The organism is Streptomyces sp. CC224B (genome assembly GCF_030010595.1).
Classification (GTDB): Bacteria; Actinomycetota; Actinomycetes; order Streptomycetales; family Streptomycetaceae; genus Streptomyces; species Streptomyces longispororuber.
In genome coordinates this window covers 1-23,543 of sequence record NZ_JASCXL010000007.1, presented here as the reverse complement: position 1 = coordinate 23,543, position 23,543 = coordinate 1, and the positions used below count along the sequence as shown (strand labels likewise).

Here is a 23,543-nt window from a genome sequence, read left to right as displayed (position 1 = left end):
GCTTGAGGGCGCCCCGGCTCGGGCCTGGAGGCGCACCGGTCTCGGCCCGGCGGACCGCCGTGACCCGGCCTGCCCCGGTCAACCGCGGGCCGGTCGTCAGCCGCCGCTCTTCCGCAGCACGTCCTCGGCGATGGCCTGCTCCTTCACCCGCCGCCGCTCCTTGCGCGACCACGCCCTCGTGTCGCGCGGCTCCACGTACGGCTCCCGCGTCTCCGGCAGGCCGCCGCTGATCGCGCGCTGGCGGGCGAGCTCGGCGTCGAACTCCAGACCCAGGAGGACGGCCAGGTTCGTCAGCCACAGCCAGACCAGGAAGATGATGACACCGGCGAGCGTGCCGTAGGTCTTGTTGTACGAGCCGAAGTTGGCGACGTACAGGGCGAACCCGGCGGAGGCGATGAGCCACAGGACGACGGCGAGGGCGCTGCCCGGGCTGATCCAGCGGAAGCCCGCGGTGCGGGCGTTGGGGGCACGCCAGTACAGCAGCCCGATCATCACGACGACGAGGACGAACAGCACCGGCCACTTGGCGATGGCCCACGCGGTGAGCGCGGCGTCGCCCGCCCCGATGGCGTCCCCGGCACGCTCGGCGAGCGGTCCCGTGAACACGACGATGAGCGCGCTGATGGCGAGGAGCACCATCAGGACGATGGTGAGGCCGAGCCGCAGCGGGGTCAGCTTCCACACGGGGCGACCCTCGGCCATGTCGTAGACGGCGTTGGCCGCGCGGATGAAGGCGGCTACGTAGCCCGACGCGGACCAGACCGCCGCCGCGAGCCCCAGCAGGGCCACCACTCCGCTGACCCCGCCCCGGTCCTGCAACTGCCGTACGGCGTCCGTCAGCAGGTCACGCACCGCGCCCGGCGCGAGGTCGTCCAGGTTCTTGAGGACGGTGCGCGTGGCGGACTCGCCGATCACGCCGAGGACGGACACGAGCAGCAGCAGCGCCGGGAACAGCGAGAGCACGCCGTAGTACGTCAGGGCGGCCGCGCGGTCGGGCAGGTCGTCCTCCATGAACTCCTTGGCGGTGCGGCGCAGCACCGCCCACCAGGAGCGGGCGGGGAGCTGCCCCGGCTCGTCCGGAGCGGCCTCTTCCACCTGCCGACCGGGCCCTTCCTCCGCCTGCCGCGCCGCGGCCTCCGCCGTGTCGTCGCGGCGCCCGCCCCGCTCCGGGTCCTCCCGTACGCCCTGCCGTGTGTCCTGCCGTGTGTCCTGCCGTGTGTCCTGCCGCGGCACGTCGCCCGCGGTGGCCTCGTGCCGGGGGTCGTCCGCGGCGGTGTCCCGCCGGTGCGCCGGACCGGGCGTGTCCGCTTCGTTCCGCTGATCCGTCTTGTCCGTCCGCTGCGCCCACGCGTCGGCGTCCCGCCGGTGCGCGCGCTCGTCGCCGTCTGTCATACGGCACGGGTGTCCCGTCGCGGCCGCGCCAATCAGGTCCGTACGTCTGGCGTGTACGCGCTGTGTTCCGATCAGCGCGGCGGGTACCCGGCGCGGCGTCCGACATCAGCACTCTGCCCGAGGAGAGACCATGGATCGGACCGATCAGCCCCACGAGCCCGGCGGCCAGGGCACGACGACGGCGGGTGGCGTGGCGGACGCCGCCCGCGAGGGCGCGGCCGACGTGGTGCACGAGTCCGTCGCCCAGGGCCGGGACCTGTACGAGCGGCTCCGCGAGCAGGCCGTGGACGAGGCCGAGGCGCAGACGCGGCGCCTCGCGGCCACCCTCCGCGAACTGTCCATGGAGCTGCGGCACATGGGCGACAGCGCCAAGCCGGACTCCCCCGCGGCCTCGCTGGTGCGCCAGCTCGCGGGCGGCGGCCAGCGCGTCGCGGACCGCCTGGAGCACCGCGGTACCGGTGAACTGCTGGATGACGTACGGCACTTCGCCCGGCGGCGGCCGGGCCTCTTCCTCGCCGGTGCGGCGCTCGCCGGGTTCGCGGCGTCGCGCGTCGGGCGGGGCGTGAGCGCCGCCGGTTCGGCGCCGTCGCACGAGTCTCCCGCGCCGGAGGAGGGCACCAGGGCTCCCGCGCCCCGGCGTGAGGTGCCCGCGTACGCGCCCGACCCGGCTCTCGCGCCGGGCGAGGGGCCGCCGCCCGCGCCGCGCCTCGGCGCTCCCGCACCGGGGATGCCCGCCCCGGGGGTGCCTGCCCCGGGCACCCCCGCGCCGGGTGCTCCCGCGCCGGGGATGCCCGAGCCGCCCGCGCCGCCGCCCACGACGGGCCGGGGGTGGTGAGCGTGTCGGCACCGCACCCCGACCGGCCGCTGGACCGGCACACGGCACGACCACCGGCACCGCCTGCGGACGCGGACGCGCACGCACCGGGAGCCGCCCCGCCCCCGGCGCCCGCGGTGCCGCCCGCCCCGCCCTCGGCCCCCGCGCCGACGGAGACGGCGTCGACGACAGCGGCACCGGCAGCGGCAGCGGCACCGGCAGCCGCACCGGAGGGCGCACCGGAGGGCGCCGCCCATCACACCCGCGCCCGCGACGCGTCCATCGGCGAGCTCGTCGGCGACGTCACGCAGGACCTCACGCACCTGGTGCGCACCGAGATCGAGCTGGCCAAGGCCGAGCTGAAGGAGCGGGGCGGCACCGCCGGGCAGGCCGCGGGCCTGTACGGCGGCTCCGGATACGCCGTGGGCCTGGCGCTCGCCCTGGCGAGCCTCGCCGCGGTGTTCGGCCTGGACCACGTCATGGACCGCGCCTGGGCCGCGCTCGTCGTCGCCGCCGTCTGGGCGGTGGTGGGCGCGGTCCTGTACGCCACCGGGCGCCGGCGGATGCGCGCCGTACAGCTCACGCCCGAGCGCTCGCTCGACTCACTGAAGGAGGACGCCAAATGGGCCCGACACCCGACGAGCTGAGGCAGGAGACCGAGGAGACCCGCGCGCATCTGAGTGACAGCGTGGACCGCCTCGCCGAACGGATCAGCCCGCAGCGCGTGGTCCGCCGCCGCGCCTCCTCCGCGCGCCACCGCGCCACCGCCGTGCGGGACCGCGTGATGGGCACGGCGCACACCACTGCCTCGCGCACCGGCGGCACCGTCGAGGACGCCACCGGGCGGGTGCGCGAGCAGGCCGGGCAGGTGCCCGACCAGCTCCGCGAGCGGACGCAGGGCAGCCCGCTGGCGGCCGGCCTCATCGCCTTCGGCGCGGGCCTGCTCACCGGTGCGCTCTTCCCGGCCACGAACGCCGAGGCCCGCGTCGGCCGGCAGGTGCGCGAGCACTCCCCCGAACTCCTCGAACCCGTCAGGGAGACCGCGCGGGAGGCCGTCCGCGGGGCCGGGCAGGAGCTGCGCGAACCGGCGCGCGAGGCCGCGCGGGCGGTCAAGGACACGGCGAGGGACGCCGCCAGGTCCACCCCGCCGCGCGCCCGCGGGGCCGAGTGACCTTTAGGCCCCCACGGATCACCGCGCCCGCGACCACCACCCACGTACGGGCCGCCTCGCCCGGCACACCCGTACGGACCACCCCGGCCGCCGCACGGCGGCCGGGGTGCCAGAACGCCTCGGAGGTCAGCCCCCGTCGTCGTGCCCCCACTCGTCGGGGCCGCCCCCGCGCCACTCGATGAGGGGCGACACGGCGACCTCCACCGGGTCGATGTCCAGGCCCGCGCGGCGCAGGAACTCGGCGACGTCGGTCACGTGGTGCGCGAGGCCGACGTCCTGTCCGCGCACGTCCACCCGCCGCCCGCCCCGCGGGCCCGGCCGGTGTACGACGATCGGTGCTTCTGCCATGCCTCCAGCGTGCGCCCGCCGGGCACGGCGCGCGATCGGCGCGCCGCCCGCACAAGGCCGAGTAAGGCGCCAGGACGCGTCCCCGCGCGCGCCTGGCCGGTGTCCTGGTGGCGGCCTTGCGGAGACTTAGGACCGCGGCGGCCCGCCGAGCACGGCCACGGCCACGGCGTCACCTCATGGCCTCCACGCCCGCGACGAGCATGGTCAGCACCGTCTCGAACAGGTCGTCCGGCGGCTCCGCCGCGGAAGCGGCCGCGAGGCGGCGCAGGTGCGGGAGTTGCGCGTCCGCCGTCGGGTCCGGTGGTACGCCGGTCCACGCGGCCGGGTCCGCACCCGCCGGTGGCCGGTCGTGCCAGGCGTCCCAGACCTCGGTGAACCCGGAGACCTGGAGGACGGTGATCGTCCAGGCCCGGTAGGCGTTCCGCGGGGAGAGCCCGAGGTCGAGGAAGAACCCCACGAGGGCGTCGTCGGGCCGTGACATCTCCGTGGACGCGAACGGGGTCAGGTCCTCGGCGCGGGCGAGCGCCAGCATCCCCGGGTGGGCCCGGTACCAGGCGCGCAGGGCGCGGCAGTAGGCCCGCAGGCTCTCCTGCCAGCGGGCGGTGTCCAACTGCGGCCGGGGGCGGTCGCCCTGGCACACGGCCACGATCTCCTTGAGCAGGTCGCGCCGGTCGGCCACGTAGTTGTAGAGGGCCCGTGGCGACACACCGAGGCGGGCGCCGACAGCGCGCATCGTCAGCTCACTCGGGCCCGCCTCGCCCAGGATCTCCAGGGCCGCCCGGGCGATCCTCTCCCTGGTCAGGGTGGGCCGCCCGTTGCGGAACTCCGGCCGGCTCCGGGTCCGGCCCTGGCTCGGGCCCTGGCCCTGGCCCTGCTCCTGGCCCGGGCTCCGGCTCCCGTGTGCCGCGGCCGTCCCGGCGTCGTCTGTTGTCGCCACCCCGGCATCGTAACCGCCCTTGAACTTCACAGTGCGTTGACTTTAAGGGCGATGACGGCTTAGGTAACCCTCACCAACTTCGGTGACCCTTCGGGAGGTTGACATGCAGTGGTCGGTGGTCCTCGGCTACGGTCTGGGATACGGGCTGGTCCTCAGCGTGCTGTTCACCGCGGCGCTGTTCGCCGGGGCGGCCCTGAGCAGGGACTTCCTGCTGAACGACTATCCGCCCGCGATCCAGCGGCGGTACGGCAGACCGAAGAGCGCCCGCGGCCGCCGGGTGGCGGTGCTCTTCGGCGTCTTCGTCTGGGCCGTGTGCGCCCTGCCTCTCCTGACCGCGGCCATGATCGGCCTCGACGGCGCGCTCGACGACGGCCTGGAGTTCCTCCCCGCGGCCGTCTGCGGCGCCCTCGTCTTCGCCACGCTGACCGCCTGGGACCTGCTCGTCGTCGACTGGGCCATCCTCGCCGGCCTGCGCCCCCGCCTGCTGGTCCTCCCCGGCACCGAGGGGATGCCCGACTACCGCGACCTGCGCTTCCACCTCGACGCCGCCCTCAAGGGCACCCCCCTGATCCTCGCCGTGGGGCTGCTCACCGGGGGCGTCGCCGCGCTGCTCGCCTGAACCGGGACGTCGCCCCGCTGCTCACCTGGACCGGGGGCATCGCCCCGCTGCTCGCCTGGACCGGGGGCATCGTCCCGCTGCTCGCTGAGCCCTCAGGGGGCCCGGAGCGTCACCGCCGCCTTGTAGGTACGCAGGACCGGGGCCGTCTCGACGCGTGCCACCGCCTCCCACCGCACGCGCTGCGTGAGGTAGACGTGCAGTGCCTCCGCGTCCCGGCACAGGGCGTGCGCGACCACGTTCGTCGGCCCGGTCGTCGCCGCGACCAGCGCCAGTTCCTCGTGCTGGGCCAGGGCGGTCGCCACCGCCTCCACGTGCGCGGGCGCGACCTGCATCCACAGCAGCGCCGACACCGTGACCCCCACCACCGCCGGGTCCACGTCCACGTCGAAGAACAGCGCGCCGCGCGACCGGAGTTCGGCGAGCCTGCGGGCCGCCGTCGCCGCGGTCGTGCCGGTCGCCGCCGCAAGGCGCGCGTAACCCGCCCGGGCGTCCTCGCGCAGCGCGGCCAGCAGCGCCCGGTCCGCGTCGGTCAGCAGGTACGGCGCCTCTCCTCCGGGCCGTGCGAGGCGTCCGCCGGCACCGGCCGTGTCCTCCGCCGCGCGCAGCCGGGCCTGCTGGTCCTGGTCCAGGACGTTCACCCGGCCCCGCCACGCGGTCGGCCCGCCGAGGTAGGTGTGCAGCAGGTAGTGGGCGGAGACCGAGGTGATCCCGGCCGTACGGGGGATGTCACGCAGCAGCAGCGCGTGCGCGTCCGGGCCGGACGGTGCCGTGTGGATGATGGCCACGATCTCCGTGCCGCCGGAGGTGAGCCGCACCCACGAGGTGTCCGGCCGCCGCGCCAGCGCCACCGCGATGTCGTGCGCGCTGCGCGTCGCGGCCGTCAGTCGTACGAACCACTGGTGCGTGCCCGCGCTGCGCGGTGTCGGCAGCGCCACCACCCGCAGTCCGGCCCCCGCGTGCAGACGGCGGTAGCGGCGGACGACGGTCTGCGTCGACGAGCCGAGCACCTCGGCGACGAGCGTGAACGGCGCCCGCGCGTTCACCTGCAGGGCATGGATCAGACCCCGATCCAGATCATCCAGTACGAGCATATTCAGCAAACTAGCGGTGCCCGATGGAAGAAAACGCCTATCCCCCGAGAAGAAAAGGAAGCCCGTGCGGGCGGCCGGGCACGGTGGTCACCGATCAGCGCGACCCGACCCGTACCACCCGTATCCCAGGGGGAACCACATGTCCCGCACCACCGGCGCGTCCGCCGCCGTGCCCGCCGCACCGGGCACACCCGCCTCCGCCGCAGCGCCCCCGCCCTGCCGGTGGCGGTGGATCGCGCTCGCCGCGCTCCTCGCCGCCGAGGCCATGAACCTGCTCGACGCCACCATCGTCCAGGTCGCCGCCCCCGTCATCCACGCCGACCTCGGCGGAACGAGCACGACCATCCCGTGGTTCAGCGCCTCTTACACCCTCGCCTTCGCCCTCGGCCTGCTCACCGGCGCCCGCCTCGGCGACATACACGGCCGCAAGCGCGTCTTCCGCGCCGGGGTCGTCGCGTTCGCCGTGGCCTCCCTGGCGTGCGCGCTGGCTCCCACCGCCACCGCTCTCCTCGTCCTGCGCGCCCTGCAGGGGGCCGCCGCGGCCGCTGTCATCCCGCAGACGTTCGGGCTGATCCGGGCCATGTTCACCGGCGCGGAACTGTCCAAGGCCCTCGGCCTGATCGGCCCCGTCATGGGGCTGTCCGCCGTCGCAGGACCCGCGCTCGGCGGCGTCCTGACCCACGCCGACCTGCTCGGCGCCTCCTGGCGCGCCGTCTTCCTCGTCAACCTCCCCCTCACCGCCGTCGTCCTGGCGGCCGCGCCCCGGCTGCGCGAGGACCGCGCCCCCGTCCGGCCCCGGCTCGACCCGGCCGGCACCGCGCTGTCCGTGCTCGGCACCGCCCTGCTGGTGTGCCCGCTCGCCACCGGCCGCCCCGGGGCCGCGGCGTGGGCGCTCACCGCCGCCGGCGCCTGCGTGCTGACGGGGTTCGTCGCCCAGCAGCGCCGCACCGCCCGCGGCGGCAGGGCTCCGCTGGTCGAACCCGCCCTGCTGCGCGGCCGCGCCTTTCCCGCCGCCCTGGCCACGTCCACGCTGTTCTTCGCCGTGATGAACGGCGTCATGACCACCGTCGTCCTCCACCTCGAACTCGGCCTGGGCGACGGGCCCCTCACCGCCGGGCTCAGCCTGCTGCCCTGGTCGGCGGGGCTGGCCCTCGCCTCCTGGGCCGCCGGAAGCCATCTCGTCCCCCGGTACGGCGTCCGCGTCCTGCACACGGGCATCGCGACCTTCGCCTGCGGCCTGGCCGCCGCCGCCCTGGCCTACCGCACCGCCGCTCCTGACGCCTACCCGGCGGCCCTCCCGTTCGCCCTCGCGCTGGCAGGCGTCGGCTCCGGGCTGTTCACGCCGCCGTTCTTCACCGCCGCGCTGGCGGCCGTCGGGCCGCAGGAGACCGGCTCCGCGGCGGGCCTGCTCAACGCCGTCCAGCAGCTCGGCGGAACGCTCGGCGTCGCCGTCATCGGGGGCGTCTACCTCGGCACGGCCGGCGGCTCCGGCACCGCGGCCACCCACGCGCTCGGTGTGGCCGCGGTCCTGCTGGCGGCCACCGCGGCGGCCGCCCGCGCCATGACGGCGCGCCGCGCCCGACCGGACGTACCCGCCGACGCGGCCGGGGACGAGGCGGCCTGACGGGGCGGCACGGCTGCGACGCCCACGGGGCCGCGCCCCTCACACCCGCGGGCCCCCGTCGGCCTCGATCGCGTGCAGGGTGAACGTGACCAGTTCGTCCGCCGCCGCGTCCAGGTCCAGGTCGGGGTAGGCGAGCCAATGGCTGATGACGCCGTCGATGGCGCCGCCGACGGCGAGGGACAGGACGGTGGGGTCGAACGGGCGGAAGTGGCCGTCGCGCTGGCCCGCCGCGAGGAGGTCCGCCAGGGCCTGCCAGCGGCCCGCCGTGTCGTGGCTGCCGGGGGTCTTCAGCCGGGTGCCGCCGTGGTCGTCGAGGAGCATCTCGGTGATGACGCGGACGTGGCGGCGGTTGTCCCGCTGGTAGCCCACCATGGCGCGGACGTAGGCGACGACCGCGTCACGCGGGTGGGGCGCGGCCGCCACCCGCTCGGTCACGTACGCCGTGAACTCCTCCAGGACGTGGGCGAGCGCGGCCCGGGTGAGGTTGTCCTTGGAGGTGAAGTGGTAGAGCACGGCCGCCTTGGACACGCCCGCCAGCTCGGCGATGGCCGACAGGGACGTCGACGGGTAGCCCTTGGTGGAGATCAGGTCGATGGTGCACTCGACGAGCTGGCGGCGGCGGGCCTGTTCGGTGAAGGTCGGCGCGCCCGCGCCGCGGCCGTCTCGTCGGGCAGCCATGGTGGGTACCTCTCGCTCGTCGTCGCGCACGCGTGGGACCGTACTCCCGCACCGGCGAAATCCGACGGTACACCAGCGCCGTACGCCTCTGACCAGCGGTGGTCCGCGTGCGGCCGGGACCGGTCGGGGGCCTCAGAGGCCGAGGACGGCCATGGCGGCGTTGTGGCCGGGGATGCCGCTGACGCCGCCGCCGCGGCGCGCGCCCGCCCCGCACAGATGGACGTTCGGGTACGCGGTGGCCACGCCCCAGCGGTCGTCGGGGGCCTCGTCGTCCGCGTACGGGAAGGCGAGGTCGCCGTGGAAGATGTGGCCGCCGGGGAGGCGCAGCTCGCGCTCCAGGTCCAGCGGGGTCTTCGCCTCCAGGCACGGGCGGCCGTCCGCGTCCGTGGCCAGGCAGTCGGCGATCGGCTCGGCGAGGTGCGCGTCCACCTGGGCGAGCGCGGCGGCCAGGAGCTCCTCGCGCGCGGTGGCGTTGTCGGCCGCGAACAGCCGGGCGGGGGCGTGCAGGCCGAAGAGCGTCAGGGTCTGGTAGCCGCGTTCGGCCAGGTCGGGACCGAGGATGGTGGGGTCGGTGAGGGTGTGGCAGTAGATCTCGGAGGGCGGCGCCGAGGGCAGGCGCCCGCTCGCCGCCTCGGCGTGGGCCCGGGCCAGTTCCTCGTAGCCCTCGGCGACGTGGAAGGTCCCGGCGAAGGCCTCGTGGGGGTCGACGGCGGGGTCGCGCAGCTTCGGCAGCCGCTTCAGGAGCATGTTGACCTTGAGCTGGGAGCCCTCGGCGGGCGGGGGCGGCGCCTGCCCGGTGAGGGCGGCGAGCTCCTGCGGCGAGGTGCCGGCGACAACGTGCCGTGCGGCGACCGTGCCCTCGCCGTCGGCGGTGCGGTACGTGACCTCGGCGCGGCGCCCGTCGGTCTCGACGCGGACGGCCTCGTGGCCGGTGCGCAGCTCGGCGCCCGCGGCGCGGGCGCGGTCGACGAGGGCGCGGGTGAGGGCGCCCATCCCGCCGACGGGCACGTTCCAGTCGCCGGTGCCGCCGCCGATGACGTGGTAGAGGAAGCAGCGGTTCTGCCGCAGGTCCGGGTCGTGGGCGTCGGCGAAGGTGCCGATGAGGGCGTCGGTGAGGACGACGCCGCGCACGAGGTCGTCGGTGAAGCGGGCCTCGATCGCCGTGCCGATCGGCTCCTCGAACAGGGTGCGCCAGACCGTGTCGTCGTCGACGGCCCGGCGCAGCTCCGCCTTGCCCGGCAGCGGTTCGGTGAGGGTCGGGAAGATCCGGCGGGCCGCGTGGCCGGTCAGCGCGGCGAACTCGCGCCAGGCCGCGTAGGCGCGGTCGTCGCCGGTCAGCCGGGCGAACGACGCCCGCGTCCGGGCCCGGCCACCGCCCACGAGGAGCCCGGTGGGCACGCCGCCGCGGACGGTGGGGGTGTACGAGGACACGTCGCGGGCGCGCACCCGGAAGTCGAGGTCCAGGTCGCGGACGACCTTCCTGGGCAGCAGGCTCACCAGGTACGAGTAGCGGGACAGGGCGGCGTCCCGACCGGGGAAGGGGCGGCTGGAGACCGTGGCGCCGCCGGGCTCGCCCAGCCGTTCCAGGAGCAGCACGGAGCGGCCCGCGCGGGCCAGGTAGGCGGTGGCCACCAGGGCGTTGTGGCCGCCGCCGAGCACCACGGCGTCGTAGCTGGATCGCATGTCTCTTCGTAGCACGGATGTGTGCCCGTGTACGTCTTTCCGTACGGGTGCGCGGGGCGCCCGGCCGGAACCGGACCCCGTGCGGGTGCGCGGGTCACGGCCGGAACCGGACCGCCGCCGCTGGTTGCCCTCCCGGGACCGGGCGCCCGGCCGGGCGCGTGCTCAGTGCCCGCCCGTGACCCGCTGCCGGCGCAGGGCGGCGACCCGGTGGTAGAGGGCGGCGGCTTCGGTGCCGCGGCCCAGTTGCTCCAGGCAGTGGGCCTCGTCGTTGCGGCTGGCGAGGGTGTCGGGGTGGTCGGCGCCGAGCACGCGCTCGCGGGCGGCGGCCACGCGGCGGTACTCGGTGAGCGCGTCCGCCCAGCGGCCGAGCCAGCCGAGGCCGACGGCGACCTCGCGGCGGCTGACCAGCGTGTCAGGGTGGTCGGCGCCGAGCACGCGCTCGCGGATGGCGCACACGTCGCGGGCCTCGGCGAGCGCCTGCTCCCAGCGGCCCTGGCGGCCGAGGTTGACGCCGAGGCCGTGGCGGGCGCGCAGGGTCTCGGGGTCGGCGGGGCCGCTGACGCGGGTGCGGTCCTCGATGAGGGCGCGGTACAGCTCGAGGGCCTCGGCGCTGCGGCCCAGGCGGCCGAGGCTGATGCCGACCTCGTAGCGCGCGGCGAGCGTGTCGGGGTGGTCGGCCCCGAGGGCCCGCGCGCGGGCCTCGGCGACCTCGCGGTAGGTGTGCAGGGCTTCGGGCCAGCGGCCGAGCTGGCCGAGGGTGTACGCGACCTCGTAGCGGGTGACGAGGGTGTCGGGGTGGGTGGGGCCGAGGACGCGGGCGCGGGCGGCGGCGACGTCGCGGGCCAGCCGGTAGGAGTCCTCGAGACGGCCGAGGCGGCTGAGGTTGAAGGCCAGGTTGTGGCGGCAGCGCAGGGTGTCGGGGTGGTCGGGGCCCGCGGTGCGCTCCCGGGCGGTGAGCACCGACGTGTACACCTGGTGGGCCTCGAAGTGCCGGCCGAGGCGGCCGAGTACGTACGCCGTCTCCTGGCGGACGGCGAGGGTGTCGGGGTGCTCGGCGCCGAGGACGCGCTCGCGGCCCTCGGTGACGCGGCCGTACTCGCGCAGCGCGTCGGCGGTCCTGCCGGTGCGGCTGAGCGCGAACCCGACCTCGTACCGGCTGGTCAGGGTGTCGGGGTGGTCGGGGCCGAGGAAGTGCTCGCGCTCGGCGGCGACGGCGCGGTGCACCTCGCCCGCCTCCGCCCAGCGGCCGAGGCGACCGAGGTTCAGGCCGGCGTTGTGGCGTCCGGTGAGGGCGGCGAGGACGTGTGGCGGCGGTGCGGGACGGGCGGGGGCGGGCGGCGGGACGGGGGTGTGGCGGCCGGTGGCGCGCGGGATCCACTCGCCGGTGAGGCCCGCGGCCGCGTCCGGCGGGGCGGTACGCAGGACGGCGCCGGTGGCCTTGTGGCCGGTGGTCATGCCGCGGGTCCAGGACGGCAGGGACGGCTCGGGGCGGCTCACGGCGGCGCGGCGGCGCTCGGCCGGTGGGTGCGGGAGGCGGCGCAGGGACGGGCTGACGACGGTGGGCACGTAGGTGGCCGGGGCGGTGGCGCCGCCGCGGCCCGCGGCGATGCGGCGGCCCAGCTCGCGGGCGTCGCCGGGCCGGTCGTCGGGCTGCTTGGCGAGCAGGTCGAGGACGATCCGGTCGAAGAACTCGGGAAGTTCGCCGCGGCGGCTGCGCGGCGGCTCGGGCGGGGTGTCGCGGTGGCCGACGAGGATCGCCCAGGCGTCGTCCAGGTCGAACGGCGGGGCGCCGGTGGCCAGTTCGTACAGGACGCAGCCGAACGAGTACAGGTCGCTGCGCTGGTCGACCTCGGCGCCGCTGATCTGCTCGGGCGACATGTAGTGCGGGGTGCCCATGGCGATGTTGGTGTTGGTCAGGCGGGAGGTGAAGCCGATGTCGTGGCCGAGCCGGGCGATGCCGAAGTCGCAGATCTTCACCGCGCCGTCGGTGAGCCGCATGATGTTCGCGGGCTTCAGGTCGCGGTGCACGATGCCCTGTTCGTGGGTGTAGGCGAGGGCGGACGCGACCTGGTCGGCGATGTCCACGACGTCGGCGACGGGCAGCGGGTGCTGGCGGTTGTCCTCCAGGAGCTGGCTGAGGTTGCGCCCCTGGAGCAGCTCCATGACCAGGAAGAGGACGCCGTCGCTCTCGCCGAAGTCGTGCACGACGGTGATGCCGCGGTGCTGGAGCGCGGCCGCCACCCGCGCCTCGCGCCGGAAGCGCTCGCGCAGCACGCGCGTGAACGCCGGGTCGTGCTGCGGGCCGAGCGGCTTGAGGCACTTGACGGCGACCTTGCGGCCCAGGGACTCGTCCCGGGCGCGCCACACCTCGCCCATGCCGCCGCGGCCGATGAGGTCGAGCAGCCGGTACCTCTCCTGGATCAGCCTGGTGTCCCCCGACTCTGGCATCTCGTGCTGTCGCCCCCGTCGCCTCGTCGCGCCCTCCCCGGCCCGTCCAGTATGGCGGCCGGTCCCTCGACTTTGTACGGCGCGGGGCGGCTGCCCGGGCCGAGCCGGGCCATGGCGCCGAGGATGTTCTTGGGCGGCAGTTGCCAGCGCAGCCGCGCGGGGACGCGGCGCAGCAGGGTGCCGGTGGTGACCAGGCGGCGGGTGACCGTTTCGGGCGGTGGCGCGGGCCTGCCGTACAGGGCGTGGGCGTGCCGGGGCAGGGCCGCGTAGGCGAGGTCCGCCACGCGCCGCCACAGCAGGGCGCGGGCGGGGACGAGCAGCGGGTGGGTGGGCGGGCGGCGCAGGAAGGTGTCGACGGTGCGGGCCTCCGGTCCCGCGGCGAGCTGGGGGCGCACCCGTGCGAAGTACGCGGCGAGTTCGCCGGTGGAGGCGGGGACACCGGCCGGGTCGAGGCCCACCAGGCGTGCGCTGACGCGGTGTTCGGCGACGTACCGGTCGGCGGCGGCGTCGCTGAGCCGGAAGCCGGAGCGGCGGACGACGTGCAGGTAGGAGTCGATCTCGGCGCAGTGCACCCACAGCAGCAGCTCGGGTTCGTCGACGCCGTACCGCTCCCCCGTGTCCGGGTCGGTCGCGGACAGCAGGGTGTGGATCTTCCGCACCCGGGCGCCCGCCTTCTCGGCGGCCTCGGTGGTGCCGTACGTGGTCGTGCCGACGAAGCGGGCGGTGCGCAGCAGGCGGCCCCAGGCGTCCCGGCGGAAGTCGGAGTTCTGCAGGACGCCGCGGACGGCGCGCGGGTGCAGCGCCTGGAGGTACAGGGCGCGCACCCCCGCGACCCACATCATGGGGTCGCCGTGGAGCTGCCACGTCACCGACGAGGGCCCGAAGAGCCCGGGATCCGCGCCACGCATGCCCCCACCTCCTGCAGGCAGGGTACGCGCGGCGGCGGACCGGGGGGCGCTCAGCCCTCCTGCGGGGTGGGCTCCGGCAGCGATTCGCCGGTCTCCAGCAGGGTCTTGAGGCTGGAGAGGAGGGCGGCCCAGCCGTCGTGGATCATCTCCAGGACGGTGCTGCTCGGCTCGAAGCCGTCGTGGACGACGGTGAGTTTGACCGTCTCCCCCTGCGGTTCGATGGCGAAGGTCACCTTGGAGCGCTTCTCGGCGGAGATCTTCGCGAAGGTCTCGTCGTCCATGCCGACGGCCGCGGCGAACTCGGGCGTGAAGGTGTGCCAGGTGTAGGACAGGCGCCGGTACGGCTCGCACTCCAGGACGACCTGCTCGGGGTCGGTGCCGGTCAGGCCCCGGCCCTCCCAGGCCATGGTCGAGCCGGGCTGCCAGTCGGTGCGGAACTCCAGGCCCCAGTAGCGGCGCGTGAACGCCGGGTCGGTCAGGCCCTGCCAGAGCTTCTCCGGGGTGGTCCTGATGTACGTGGTGTAGACGAACGCGGTGGGGTCGGTGGCACTCATGGTGCTGCTCTCCAATGCGTGCTTGAGGTCGGCGAGCGCGTGCGCCCGCGCGCGGTCGTAGCGGCTGATCCAGCGGTCGGCGATGGCGTTGATGGGCTCGGCGTTCAGGTAGTGGAGCTTCTCCCTGCCCCGCCGCACGGTGGTGACCAGGCGGGCCGCCTCCAGCAGGGCCAGGTGCTTGCTCACCGACTGCCGGGCCATGTCGAGGCCCGCGCAGAGCTCGCGCAGCGTCTGACCGTTGCGGCCGTTCAGGCTGTCGAGCAGCCGCCTGCGGCTGGGGTCGGCCAGCGCCTTGAAGACCTCGTCCGTCTCGGTGTCCATCCCCGCCCTCCCATATGCAGCCTCTTGGCTGCATAAAACGATAGGCAGCCGTTCGGCTGCATGTCAAGGCGTCCCGCCGCGCCGGCGCCCTCCGCCCCCGCGCCACTCACCTCCGTACGGGAGGCGTGTCACGCGCGGGACACCGTGCAACCTTTGACGGCTTCGGGGTGTCAGAAGCGGTGAACCGGCGGTGAACTCCCGGCGTCCCCGTGGGGCGCCGGGGCGTGCGCCTGCCGACCTCCGAGCAAAGGAATGTGGAAAGCCTTATGTCGCGAGCACGTCGCCGAGCCCGTCTCACCACTCCCCTGGTCGCCATGTCCTTGCTCACGGGCGGGCTGACGATCTGGTCCCTCGGGCAGAGCCCGGCCGAGGCCGCCACTCCCGCCGCCTCCGCCGCCGGCCGGACGGCCACCGCCGGGGCCACGGACGACTTCAACGGCGACGGGTACGCCGACCTGGTCGTGAGCGCCCCGGGCGCCACCGTCTCCGGCAAGAAGAAGGCCGGGTACGTGGCGGTCACCTACGGCTCCAAGAACGGCCTCGACCCCGCGCGCAAGAAGCTCCTGAGCCGCTCCACCAGCGGCGTGCCCGGCGCGGCCACCACCAAGCAGGAGTTCGGCCGCACCGTCACCAAGGGCGACCTGGACCACGACGGCTACACCGACCTGGTGATCGGCTCCGGCTGGAAGAACACCGGCGCGGTGATCGTCTGGGGCTCCGCGTCCGGCCTCACCGGCGGCACGAAGATCGACACGTACGGCTTCGCCCCGCAGGCCGGTGACTTCGACGGCGACGGCAGGACCGACCTGGCGCTCTTCGCCCACGTGACCTCGTACGGCGACGACCCGGTCGACCAGCGCGCCGCCCTCTGGAAGGGCCCGATCACCCGCACCGGCAAGCCGGCCGCCACCTTGGACTTCATGGACAAGTCGCAGTGGTGGAGCTACGGCCACGACCAGCGCCCCGACCCGAACTGCGCCCCGGAGCCGGACAAGCCCGAGAGCTGCATCGACGGGCCCCGCTCCGTGGAGGGACCGGTCGTGCCGACGGCCGTGGGCGACATCAACGGCGACGGCCGCGCCGACATCGCCATGAACGACTACTACGGCGACGGCGAGTGGGGCAACAGCGTCCTGTACGGCACGCCCACCGGTTTCAAGCGCGGTGACGCGCCCGGCTCCCGCGGCGCGCTGGCCGTCGGCGACGTCAACGGCGACCACTACGACGACCTGGTCGTCGGCCGGGGCGACTACGAGTCCAAGGCCGTGGTCGCCTTCGGCTCGAAGAGCGGCCTGAGGCTGGACCAGGGTGAGCTGCAGAAGTTCGACCAGGACCTGCCCGGCGTCCCGGGGGCCGAGGAGGACGGCGACGACTTCGGCGCCTCGGTCGCCGTGGGTGACGTCAACCGCGACGGCTACGCCGACGTCGCCCTCGGCGTGCCCGGCGAGGACGTGAACGGCGTGGCCGACGCGGGCTCGGTCGTCCTGGTCCGCGGCAGCGCCTCCGGTGTGACCGGCACCGGCGCGCAGGCCTTCCAGCAGGACACGGCCGGAGTCCCCGGGGTGGGCGAGAAGAACGACCGGTTCGGGCACGCCACGGCGCTGCTCGACGTCACCGGTGACGGCCGCGCCGACCTCGCGGCGTCCTCCGCCCACGAGAACGCCGACGCGGGCGCGCTGTGGTCGCTGCGCGGCACGGCCACGGGCCTGACGGCCAAGAAGGCCGTCGCGTTCGGGCCGAAGGACCTCTCGGCGCCGCACGTCTCGGCCCTCTTCGGGAGCGCGCTCCGCTGACCCGGCCCCGGCCCGGCCGGGGGGGCGGGGCGGGGTGGGGGGACAGCTCCCCCCGCCCCGCCCTTTCGTCTGGGGCTCCGCCCCTCTCCCCCACATCGGCGCGGTGGGCCCGTTGAGCCCAACAGGACCCACGGGGTGGGATGGAGAGAAAGAACGAGCGAGGACACCAGTGCCTCCTGGCGTGCGCCGACACCAGGGCTCGGCGGCAGGTGCTTTCCCAGGGCGGCGGCGCGCACACGTCCGGACCGGTGAGATGTCCGGGGACGTCGGCGTCTGCGGGCGCTCCACCCAGTCGCCGTCTGCCGCACGTTCTGCGGCAGTGGGCGCGACTGTCCCCCTGCCGACACCTCCGTCGCCGCTACGTGCGCAAGCCGGAGCGCTTCCCCGCCTACACCGCCATCGCCGCGACCCGCAACTCACCGCGTCCGGGGTCGGTTGCCACCGCGACCGGCCCGGCACCGCACACGCCTGGCACTGGTGCCCGGGCTGGCTGGCCACCGCTGGCCACTACAGCCGCCCGTTCTCCTGCCCTTGGGATCGAGAACTCGGAGCGGCTCGGACGCGTGATGGATGAGAGGCCATCTCACATGGCTGTTCGACTGAACCTGCGCCGGGAGGTCTGCGGGCTGACGCCGGTGGTGCGCTTGAAGCGGTCACGGAAGGTGGTGGGTGATCCGAAGCAGCATGTCCGTCGAAGGCACCGTCGCCGGCGACCCGATCACCGTCCCCGCGCGTATGTTTCCCGCAACGCCACGCCCGCGCCGACGCCTGACTGATCGCTTCGATCCCGCTGACCGCGACGGCCGCCAGCGTAGGGACACTCCCGATCCTGCCCCACCCGGGACCGCGCCCTGACCGAGACGTCGGTGCTCGCGCTGCGACAGCTCGGCCGCGCGGCACCCGACGGTCAGCCAGGACATCGTCCGTTCGATGGTCCAGCGGCGCCGGCCCAGCCGGGTGGATGATGCGATGCCCTTGCGGGCGAAACGATGCCGGATGCGGCGCTTGCGGAGCCATCGGCGCAGGTCGGCGTAGTCATAGCCCTTGTCGCCGTGGAGTTGAGCGCCGGTGCGCGGTCGGCCCACTGTGGTCAGTGAGGTTTGAAGTCGGGGTAGTAGGCCGCGGCAGCGGTTGCGGTGTCGATGTTCCGTGGGAAGAGGGCGGCTTCGTAGGCGCGGATGGCCGCGTCGATGTCCTTGGGCTGTTCAGCGATGGCGTTGCCGAGCTGGCCCGCGTCGAAGAGTGCCCAGTTCGCCCCTTCGCCGTCCGGCGGGGCCAGGTGGGCGGCGTCTCCGATGAGCGTGACCCCAGGTACATGTTCCCAGCGGTGCCCGATCGGCAGCCCGTACAAGGGGCGGAAGATCGGCGGGATGTCACTGTCCGCGACCAGGGCGACGAGTTCCGGTGCCCATCCCTCGAACATCGCCGCGACCGTACGCGCGGCCGCAGGGCCGTCATGGAAGTCGATGCCGTCGAACCAGTCGAGCGGCTGGTCGAACATGGCGTAGGAGTGCAGGGTGTCCGCGCGCTCGCGCTGCACGCCGAGACCGATGCGGGTGTTTTCGTCGTAGGCGGTCATCGACCCGCCACCGACCAGGGCCAGGGTGGCGGGGTGCCGGGTGTCGCTCTCATACAGGTACGTCTCGACCATCGAGCGTCCGGCATAGGCGGGCGTGGCGTCGGAGAGCAGCGGCCGGACCTTCGACCAGGCCCCGTCGGCACCGACGAGGATGTCGGTGACCATCGTCGATCCGTTGGCGAAGGTCACTTCGTGACGACCGTCGGCGAGGGTCCGAACGCTCCGAGTCCTGTGGCCCCAGACGACGCAGCCGGAAGGCAGGGAGTCCAGCAGCAACTGTCGCAGCTCGCCACGCTGCACCTCGGGACGGCCTCCGGCAGGGTCATCGGGCTGGTCCGCCAGGATGGTGCCGTCAGGTGCCACGTCGCGGGACGCCTGGCGGCCTTCGAGAACGAGGGACCGGAAGCCGTCCATCAGGCCGGCGGCACGGATCCCGTGCTGTCCGTTGTAGTCATGGATATCGAGCATGCCGCCTTGGCCCCGGGCCAGAGCGGACGCCTCCGCTTCGTACACCGTGGACGGGATTCCGTGAACCGCCAGGGTTCGTGCCAGTGTCAGGCCCGCAAGACCGGCACCGATGATCGTGATCTGAGGCATACCCGCGTTCCCTTACTGCTGGTGGATGAACCGGAGGTCCTGCTCGCGAGACTCCGGCCGCCGGGCGGAGCAGCGGAGCCGGGTCAGGGAGAGCTGGGTGGCTCGATCCGGGAGGCGAGCCGTTCCAGGAATTCGTGGAGCCGCGCCCGCTCCGCGGAGCCCAGCGGCGCGAGGATCGACTCCTCGACACGGTCCATGGCCTCTTCGAACCCCTGGATCAGCTCGGAGCCCGCTGGAGTGATGTGCACCCGACGGCTTCGCGTGTCATCCTCCTGTGCCCGGCGCTCCACGAGTCCGCGCCGCTCGAGTCCGGCCAGGAGCCGCGAGACGCTCGGCGCACTGGTGCGCATGGCCCGCGCGACGTCACGCTGAATGGCATCCGGGTTCTTCGACAGGTACGCCAGCACGGCGCTCTGCTCGTGCGTGAGTCCGCGTTCCCGTATCCAGTTGTCACCGATGCGCCGCTGCCCCCACACCACCCACCGCATCAGCTCCAACGTGCTTCCCCGCCGCACACCATCCATAGTTAACACGCTAACTGTTGCGGAGCTAACAATCAAGCCCCCTTGAGCTTGGCGCGGTCCGGCACCCGGGGCAGGACCCGCACGGTGCGGACCGCGCCGGTGCCGACGGTGTTGTTCGCCGTGGCGACGATCCGCACGGTGATCAACCGCGGCTGGGTGGCGTAGGCCGGGGAATTCGGGCGCAGGCGAGCCGCCCGAGCTCCTGGTGGAACGCGACGGCCGCGACGTGGCGGGGTGGTTGCGGGGCGACGACCGCAGCGATGTCCGTCCACGTCCGTCCACCGGTCCAGGACGCTGCCGTCGGCGGCCGGGAATTCCCGGGCCCGGTCGGTCTTCAGCCCGGTGAGGACGGCGGCGTACCCGGGGCCCCCGCCCGTTCCGCTGCACGGTCGTCGCCCGGCGCCGGCGCGGGGCGCGGGCCTCGCCGTCATTGATCCGCGCGGCCAGCCGGGCCTGCCGCACAGCGACCCGGACGAGGCCGACGCCCGACAGCCTCGGGGTGCCGTCGCCGCTGCTGCAGGTCCGTCGGTGGTGATCTTCTCGGTCACCTCGGGCTTCCTACCGGTGTCCGTAGGTCATCAGCGAGCTGCAGGAGCCGTCGCGAGCAGCGAGCCGAAGATGAGGACGAGCACCACGGCGGCCACCGCGAGCCCCGACTCATCGCCGCCCAGGGCAGGACCACCCGACACCCGCCCTCGCGTATGGCAGGTCGTTACCTGCCCGATGCTTCCTGGCGGGCGGCCGCGCTCTTCCACGAGATCGTCAGCGTGCGGCCGCTGCCCGCGTGCAATGCGACGTTCGCCGCGCTCATCGCGATCTCCTACATGCAGGCATCCGACAGGATTCGTGGGGATCTGGAGCGGGGCGCGCTGCCGGTCGGTGCCCGGCGCAGCCCGCAGCGCCTCCTCGTGGAAGAGGCTCTCGTCCCGTATCTCTCGGCCGAGCCGGACCTCACGCCCCCGGCGATCGACAGCGGCGGCGACCCTGCGATGGCCGCTTGGCGAGCAAGCACTGGAAGAACTACAACAGCGATTACCGCAAGTACGACAACGACTGCACCAACTGCATCTCTCTCCCCCCCCCGGCCACGCGGAAGCGGCGGGAACACAACATCAAGCACACGAGGATTGCACCAAGAACACGGGCGTTGTTGCGGTCCCAGTCCGCTTGCAGGACATCTGCGAGGCCCATGTCCCGGACGGATCTCAGGTGGTGGGTTCGCTTGGGCAGGGACCGGTACCTCACGTATCGCACGCCCAACACGCACAACGGGAGGGCACCGTGCAGAACTACGTCCAGGCCCTGAACGACCGTGACACGAAGGCTCTCCTCGCAGGGGGCGCCGCTCCCGACAAGCCATGGTCGCCATCACGAAGGCGCCCTTCGCGTACGAGCTGATGGGCGACTACACGGGCAAGGCCGCGCTGACCGCCTGCGACGAGGGCGGGAAGACCGTGCGCGAAACGGTCGACCTCATCCACGAGGACGGCCACTGGCACGTAGTCCTCTTCGAGTGGCCACAAAGCGACAAGGTGACCTCGGCGACATAGCCCCGCCGCAAACGCATCGCCCGGCCGGCCGCCCACCCGGCGGATCGCCTTTCGGGCCGGTCCACGGCAACTCCCGAACCGGGGGTAGCGTGATCGGTATGACGGCTGGAGGCGCGGCGGCAGATGGCGAAGTACTGGTCGGCGGGATGGCGAACGCGGGGGCGGTCTTCCGCCGGGGGCGGTTTGTCCAACGCCCCGCGCCGCGCAACGCCCGTGCCCTTCACGTCCACCTTCTCGCACTCAAAGAGCACGGCTTCGAGGGGGCTCCCACCCCCGTCCGCCTCACGGCGGACGGTCGCGAGCATCTGACCTTCGTCCCTGGCGACGTGGCACTGCCACCGTTTCCGCGCTGGGTGCTGACGACAACCGCCCTCGAATCGGTGGGGAATCTCCTGCGCCGCCTGCACCAGGCCGGCGCAGCCATCGAGGTCGACCCCGACGCCGACTGGCCCACGGAACTCGCCGATCCGGCCGGAGGATCGCTGCTGTGCCATAACGACGTGTGCCCGGAGAACGTCGTCTTCCGCAACGGTCGCGCTGCCGCGCTGATCGATTTCGACCAAGCGGCCCCGGGCCGCCCCGTCTGGGACCTGGCCATGGCCGCCCGCTACTGGGTACCCATGCTCGATCCCGCGTCCGCGACCACCCTCAACCCCGGCGAACTCGATGCCTTCGCACGACTACGGATCCTTGCCGACAGCTACGGCCTCTCAGCAGCAGACCGCACCGAGTTGCCCGGCGTCATCGAGCAGGCCACGGAGGTCTGCCGGGCCTTCGTCGCCCACCGCGTCGCCAACGAAGAGCCCGCCTACCTCCAAGCACTGGAAGAACACGGCGGATGGGACCGCTGGGACCGCATCCAGACATGGCTGACAGCCGAGCGCGATCAGTTCACGGCCGCCCTGCTGCGCTGACCCACCGCGAGGTGGAAGAACAGCGGAGATGCCCCGGCGCGGCGCAGTCGTCCTGCGCGGCCGAGGCCAGGACTCTCCGGTGCGGCCCGGCGCGATTCCAGCCGGTCCGGCGTTCGAGGACGAGGCCGGAGGCCGGTGGAGGGCGGGCGGATGGCAGAGGAGCCCTGCCGGTCCGGCTCAGGCCGCGGCTTCGAGCAGCCTCTCCGCGTCCGCGACCGCACGCGCCAGGGCGCCCGGGTCCGGCCGGAGCCGGGCCACGGCGGTGTCGACGCCGCGCAGGCCCGCCCGCCGCAGCAGCCGCTTCTCGTTCGTGGTCCACTCCCCGCGCGCGGCGAGCACGGCATGGGCCGTCTCCATGGCCGCGGTGGCCAGCGCGCCCGCGACCTCGGTGGCCTGGCCGCGGGGCACGTACGCGCCCTTGGCGTACCGGAGGGTCAGGGCGGCCCGGCCGCGCCAGAACGGCGGGGCCGCCTCGCGCAGCGCCCGCGGGTAGGCCGGCCGCGGCAGGCTGCCGCTCAGCACCTCGTTGACGGCGAGTTCGGCGACGAGGAGGTAGCTGGGGATGCCGGCGAGGTGGAACATCAGCGGCTCCCAGTGGAAGCGCCCCTCCTCGGCCTCGGCCACCTGGTGCTCCACGACGGCGAGATCGCGGTAGTGGACGTCGACGTGGCGGCCCTCGACGGTCAGCCAGGCCCCGCCGTTGAAGACGCCCCCGCCCCAGTCGCCGATCCCGGACACCTCGCCGTCCCAGCCCACGGCGCGCAGGTCCGCGGGGTCGAAGCCGTCGCGGTAGTACACGGCGAAGTCCCAGTCGCTGTCGGGGGTGTGGGTGCCCTGGGCGCGGGAGCCGCCGAGGGTGACGGCCCGTACGCCGGGCAGGGCGGCGAGCTGCCGGGTGACGGAGTCGAGGAAGCGCGCGTCGGCCGGGGTGCGGTGGAGGTCAGTCATGGGGTGTCCGTTCGTGTGCGGGGATGACGGGCGTACGGGCGTACGGGCGCACCGCCGCGACGCCGGAGCGAAGGCTCGGAACGGCGTCGTGCGGACCGGTGCGGAGGTCATCGCCTACTTCATGGGGCGTGATCGTACGCCGCGCGCCGCGGACGGACGAGAGGGCCCCTCGGACGGGGGCCGGAGCAGGCGCCCCCCGGAGCAGAGGCCGGAATGACGACGCCCCGCCCCCTCCCTGGTCGGGAGGTGGCGGGGCGTCACCGCGCGGTCAGGACCGCGGCCGTACGTTCCAGGCCGCGACGACGGGCGTGCCGTGCTCCGTCGACAGCCGGCTCACCGTGCCCGTCGCGAGCTGGAACAGCCGCCCGTCGGCGGGCGCGAGCCCGAGGCGGCGGGCGGTGAGCACGCGCAGGAAGTGCCCGTGCGCGACCAGGACGACGTCGCCCTCGTCGGCCGCGAGGGCCGCGTCCACGCGGGACAGGACGCGGTCGGCCCGCTCGCCGACCTCGGCCGGCGACTCCCCCGGGTGCCCGTCGGGGCCGGGCGGCACGCCGTCCGTCCAGAGGTCCCAGTCCGGCCGGGTGCGGTGGATCTCGCGGGTGGTGACGCCTTCGTACGCGCCGTAGTCCCACTCTCGGAGGTCGTCGTACGGGGTGGCCCCCGCCAGGCCCGCGAGGTCGGCGGTGCGGACCGCGCGGCGCCGCGGGCTGGTGAGGACCAGGGCGAAGGGCCGTCCGGCGAGGAGCGGGGCGAGGGACTTGGCCTGTTCCTCGCCGTGCGGGGTGAGGGGCTTGTCCGTCCAGCTGGTGTGCTGGCCGGACAGGCTCCACTCGGTCTCGCCGTGCCGGACCAGCAGGAGGTCGCCCATGGCGCCGTGCCCCCTTTGTCGTGGTGGATTGCTTCTCGGTTGCTTATGGGTGGGTGGTGGAGGTACGTGGACCGGAGCGGTGCGTGGATCGGTGCGGTGCGCCGGTCAGTGCTCGCTCTTGGACTCGACCGCGTGGCCGCCGAACTGGTTGCGCAGCGCGGCGATCATCTTCATCTGCGGCG

21 protein-coding genes and 2 pseudogenes are annotated in these 23,543 nt (G+C 74.2%); 9 read left to right on the top strand and 14 right to left on the bottom strand.

What is annotated here, in order from left to right:
* Positions 1–96: 96 nt before the first annotated feature.
* A complete protein-coding gene (locus tag QK440_RS04640) occupies positions 97–1,392 on the bottom strand; it encodes a YhjD/YihY/BrkB family envelope integrity protein (protein ID WP_349239262.1) in 1,296 nt (431 codons plus the stop codon).
* Positions 1,393–1,522: 130 nt separating this feature from the next.
* Here QK440_RS04640 and QK440_RS04635 point away from each other — a divergent pair, with 130 nt between their 5' ends.
* Genes QK440_RS04635 through QK440_RS04625 form a run of 3 tightly spaced genes read left to right on the top strand, consistent with a single transcriptional unit; the run spans position 1,523 to position 3,377 of the window.
* Positions 1,523–2,227, top strand: coding sequence for a hypothetical protein (locus QK440_RS04635; protein WP_282791658.1), 705 nt, complete (start codon positions 1,523–1,525; stop codon positions 2,225–2,227).
* A gap of 2 nt (positions 2,228–2,229) precedes the next feature.
* Positions 2,230–2,853, top strand: coding sequence for a phage holin family protein (locus QK440_RS04630; protein WP_282791657.1), 624 nt, complete (start codon positions 2,230–2,232; stop codon positions 2,851–2,853).
* Positions 2,829–3,377 (top strand): DUF3618 domain-containing protein, encoded by a 549-nt coding sequence (locus QK440_RS04625; protein WP_282791656.1) that lies wholly within the window; start codon positions 2,829–2,831, stop codon positions 3,375–3,377. Before QK440_RS04630 ends, QK440_RS04625 begins: the two co-directional genes overlap by 25 nt.
* Before the next feature lie 126 nt (positions 3,378–3,503).
* On the opposite strand, the gene QK440_RS04620 is transcribed toward QK440_RS04625, so the two are convergent.
* Together QK440_RS04620 and QK440_RS04615 are read right to left on the bottom strand one after the other, a co-directional pair.
* The gene (locus QK440_RS04620; RefSeq protein ID WP_282791655.1) at positions 3,504–3,725 is read right to left on the bottom strand and encodes a hypothetical protein; all 222 of its coding nucleotides are present in this window, start codon (positions 3,723–3,725) and stop codon (positions 3,504–3,506) included.
* A gap of 169 nt (positions 3,726–3,894) precedes the next feature.
* Positions 3,895–4,662 carry a TetR/AcrR family transcriptional regulator gene (locus tag QK440_RS04615; protein ID WP_282791654.1) on the bottom strand — a complete coding sequence of 256 codons (768 nt, stop codon included), beginning with the start codon at positions 4,660–4,662 and terminating at the stop codon, positions 3,895–3,897.
* A 103-nt stretch (positions 4,663–4,765) separates the two neighbouring features.
* On the opposite strand from QK440_RS04615, the gene QK440_RS04610 reads away from it, so the two are divergent.
* On the top strand, positions 4,766–5,281 hold the full coding sequence (locus QK440_RS04610) for a hypothetical protein (protein WP_282791653.1): 516 nt from the start codon (positions 4,766–4,768) through the stop codon (positions 5,279–5,281).
* A gap of 92 nt (positions 5,282–5,373) precedes the next feature.
* On the opposite strand, the gene QK440_RS04605 is transcribed toward QK440_RS04610, so the two are convergent.
* Entirely contained in the window at positions 5,374–6,372 is a 999-nt protein-coding gene (locus tag QK440_RS04605) for an Lrp/AsnC family transcriptional regulator (protein WP_282791652.1), read from the bottom strand.
* Between the two features lie 139 nt (positions 6,373–6,511).
* On the opposite strand from QK440_RS04605, the gene QK440_RS04600 reads away from it, so the two are divergent.
* Positions 6,512–7,996 carry an MFS transporter gene (locus tag QK440_RS04600; RefSeq protein ID WP_282791651.1) on the top strand — a complete coding sequence of 495 codons (1,485 nt, stop codon included), beginning with the start codon at positions 6,512–6,514 and terminating at the stop codon, positions 7,994–7,996.
* A gap of 39 nt (positions 7,997–8,035) precedes the next feature.
* Here the strand turns inward: QK440_RS04600 and QK440_RS04595 are convergent, their stop codons facing one another.
* From QK440_RS04595 to QK440_RS04575, 5 genes are all read right to left on the bottom strand, one after another.
* Positions 8,036–8,674 (bottom strand): TetR/AcrR family transcriptional regulator, encoded by a 639-nt coding sequence (locus QK440_RS04595; protein ID WP_282791650.1) that lies wholly within the window; start codon positions 8,672–8,674, stop codon positions 8,036–8,038.
* A 132-nt stretch (positions 8,675–8,806) separates the two neighbouring features.
* Positions 8,807–10,357 carry an NAD(P)/FAD-dependent oxidoreductase gene (locus QK440_RS04590; protein WP_282791649.1) on the bottom strand — a complete coding sequence of 517 codons (1,551 nt, stop codon included), beginning with the start codon at positions 10,355–10,357 and terminating at the stop codon, positions 8,807–8,809.
* Between the two features lie 162 nt (positions 10,358–10,519).
* Complete coding sequence (locus QK440_RS04585) at positions 10,520–12,805, bottom strand: serine/threonine-protein kinase (protein ID WP_282791648.1); 2,286 nt, start codon at positions 12,803–12,805, stop codon at positions 10,520–10,522.
* Entirely contained in the window at positions 12,778–13,713 is a 936-nt protein-coding gene (locus tag QK440_RS04580; protein WP_282791647.1) for an oxygenase MpaB family protein, read from the bottom strand. The genes QK440_RS04585 and QK440_RS04580 overlap by 28 nt, the downstream gene beginning before the upstream one ends.
* A 50-nt stretch (positions 13,714–13,763) precedes the next feature.
* Complete coding sequence (locus QK440_RS04575; protein ID WP_282791646.1) at positions 13,764–14,588, bottom strand: metalloregulator ArsR/SmtB family transcription factor; 825 nt, start codon at positions 14,586–14,588, stop codon at positions 13,764–13,766.
* Positions 14,589–14,854: 266 nt separating this feature from the next.
* On the opposite strand from QK440_RS04575, the gene QK440_RS04570 reads away from it, so the two are divergent.
* Positions 14,855–16,381: an FG-GAP-like repeat-containing protein gene (locus tag QK440_RS04570; RefSeq protein WP_282791645.1), complete on the top strand. Its 1,527-nt coding sequence runs from the start codon at positions 14,855–14,857 to the stop codon at positions 16,379–16,381.
* Between the two features lie 323 nt (positions 16,382–16,704).
* Positions 16,705–16,791, top strand: a pseudogene (locus QK440_RS04565) (IS5/IS1182 family transposase); the annotation flags it as partial.
* Positions 16,792–17,289: 498 nt separating this feature from the next.
* Here the strand turns inward: QK440_RS04565 and QK440_RS04560 are convergent.
* The 3 genes and pseudogenes from QK440_RS04560 to QK440_RS04550 form a co-directional block, all read right to left on the bottom strand.
* Positions 17,290–17,442: pseudogene (locus QK440_RS04560) on the bottom strand (IS5/IS1182 family transposase); the annotation flags it as partial.
* 29 nt (positions 17,443–17,471) lie between these two features.
* Positions 17,472–18,557 (bottom strand): NAD(P)/FAD-dependent oxidoreductase, encoded by a 1,086-nt coding sequence (locus tag QK440_RS04555; protein ID WP_282791644.1) that lies wholly within the window; start codon positions 18,555–18,557, stop codon positions 17,472–17,474.
* Between the two features lie 83 nt (positions 18,558–18,640).
* A complete protein-coding gene (locus QK440_RS04550) occupies positions 18,641–19,081 on the bottom strand; it encodes a MarR family transcriptional regulator (RefSeq protein WP_282791643.1) in 441 nt (146 codons plus the stop codon).
* A 1,358-nt stretch (positions 19,082–20,439) separates the two neighbouring features.
* Between QK440_RS04550 and QK440_RS04545 the strand changes: the two genes are divergently transcribed.
* The gene (locus tag QK440_RS04545; RefSeq protein ID WP_282791642.1) at positions 20,440–20,631 is read left to right on the top strand and encodes a hypothetical protein; all 192 of its coding nucleotides are present in this window, start codon (positions 20,440–20,442) and stop codon (positions 20,629–20,631) included.
* A 98-nt stretch (positions 20,632–20,729) separates the two neighbouring features.
* On the top strand, positions 20,730–21,545 hold the full coding sequence (locus QK440_RS04540) for a phosphotransferase (protein WP_282791641.1): 816 nt from the start codon (positions 20,730–20,732) through the stop codon (positions 21,543–21,545).
* Between the two features lie 177 nt (positions 21,546–21,722).
* Here QK440_RS04540 and QK440_RS04535 read toward each other — a convergent pair whose 3' ends face one another.
* On the bottom strand, positions 21,723–22,493 hold the full coding sequence (locus QK440_RS04535; protein WP_282791640.1) for a nucleotidyltransferase domain-containing protein: 771 nt from the start codon (positions 22,491–22,493) through the stop codon (positions 21,723–21,725).
* Between the two features lie 268 nt (positions 22,494–22,761).
* Entirely contained in the window at positions 22,762–23,361 is a 600-nt protein-coding gene (locus tag QK440_RS04530) for a histidine phosphatase family protein (RefSeq protein WP_282791639.1), read from the bottom strand.
* Positions 23,362–23,543 lie beyond the last annotated feature (182 nt).

Excerpts from the sequence above, each read along its gene's own strand:
- QK440_RS04640 (WP_349239262.1), bottom strand. The coding sequence starts at position 1,392 with ATGACAGACGGCGACGAGCGCGCGCACCGGCGGGACGCCGACGCGTGG.
- QK440_RS04635 (WP_282791658.1), top strand. The coding sequence starts at position 1,523 with ATGGATCGGACCGATCAGCCCCACGAGCCCGGCGGCCAGGGCACGACG.
- QK440_RS04625 (WP_282791656.1), top strand. The coding sequence starts at position 2,829 with ATGGGCCCGACACCCGACGAGCTGAGGCAGGAGACCGAGGAGACCCGC.
- QK440_RS04620 (WP_282791655.1), bottom strand. The coding sequence starts at position 3,725 with ATGGCAGAAGCACCGATCGTCGTACACCGGCCGGGCCCGCGGGGCGGG.
- QK440_RS04610 (WP_282791653.1), top strand. The coding sequence starts at position 4,766 with ATGCAGTGGTCGGTGGTCCTCGGCTACGGTCTGGGATACGGGCTGGTC.
- QK440_RS04605 (WP_282791652.1), bottom strand. The coding sequence starts at position 6,372 with ATGCTCGTACTGGATGATCTGGATCGGGGTCTGATCCATGCCCTGCAG.
- QK440_RS04600 (WP_282791651.1), top strand. The coding sequence starts at position 6,512 with ATGTCCCGCACCACCGGCGCGTCCGCCGCCGTGCCCGCCGCACCGGGC.
- QK440_RS04595 (WP_282791650.1), bottom strand. The coding sequence starts at position 8,674 with ATGGCTGCCCGACGAGACGGCCGCGGCGCGGGCGCGCCGACCTTCACC.
- QK440_RS04590 (WP_282791649.1), bottom strand. The coding sequence starts at position 10,357 with ATGCGATCCAGCTACGACGCCGTGGTGCTCGGCGGCGGCCACAACGCC.
- QK440_RS04585 (WP_282791648.1), bottom strand. The coding sequence starts at position 12,805 with ATGCCAGAGTCGGGGGACACCAGGCTGATCCAGGAGAGGTACCGGCTG.
- QK440_RS04580 (WP_282791647.1), bottom strand. The coding sequence starts at position 13,713 with ATGCGTGGCGCGGATCCCGGGCTCTTCGGGCCCTCGTCGGTGACGTGG.
- QK440_RS04575 (WP_282791646.1), bottom strand. The coding sequence starts at position 14,588 with ATGGACACCGAGACGGACGAGGTCTTCAAGGCGCTGGCCGACCCCAGC.
- QK440_RS04570 (WP_282791645.1), top strand. The coding sequence starts at position 14,855 with ATGTCGCGAGCACGTCGCCGAGCCCGTCTCACCACTCCCCTGGTCGCC.
- QK440_RS04555 (WP_282791644.1), bottom strand. The coding sequence starts at position 18,557 with ATGCCTCAGATCACGATCATCGGTGCCGGTCTTGCGGGCCTGACACTG.
- QK440_RS04550 (WP_282791643.1), bottom strand. The coding sequence starts at position 19,081 with ATGGATGGTGTGCGGCGGGGAAGCACGTTGGAGCTGATGCGGTGGGTG.
- QK440_RS04545 (WP_282791642.1), top strand. The coding sequence starts at position 20,440 with ATGGTCGCCATCACGAAGGCGCCCTTCGCGTACGAGCTGATGGGCGAC.
- QK440_RS04540 (WP_282791641.1), top strand. The coding sequence starts at position 20,730 with ATGACGGCTGGAGGCGCGGCGGCAGATGGCGAAGTACTGGTCGGCGGG.
- QK440_RS04535 (WP_282791640.1), bottom strand. The coding sequence starts at position 22,493 with ATGACTGACCTCCACCGCACCCCGGCCGACGCGCGCTTCCTCGACTCC.
- QK440_RS04530 (WP_282791639.1), bottom strand. The coding sequence starts at position 23,361 with ATGGGCGACCTCCTGCTGGTCCGGCACGGCGAGACCGAGTGGAGCCTG.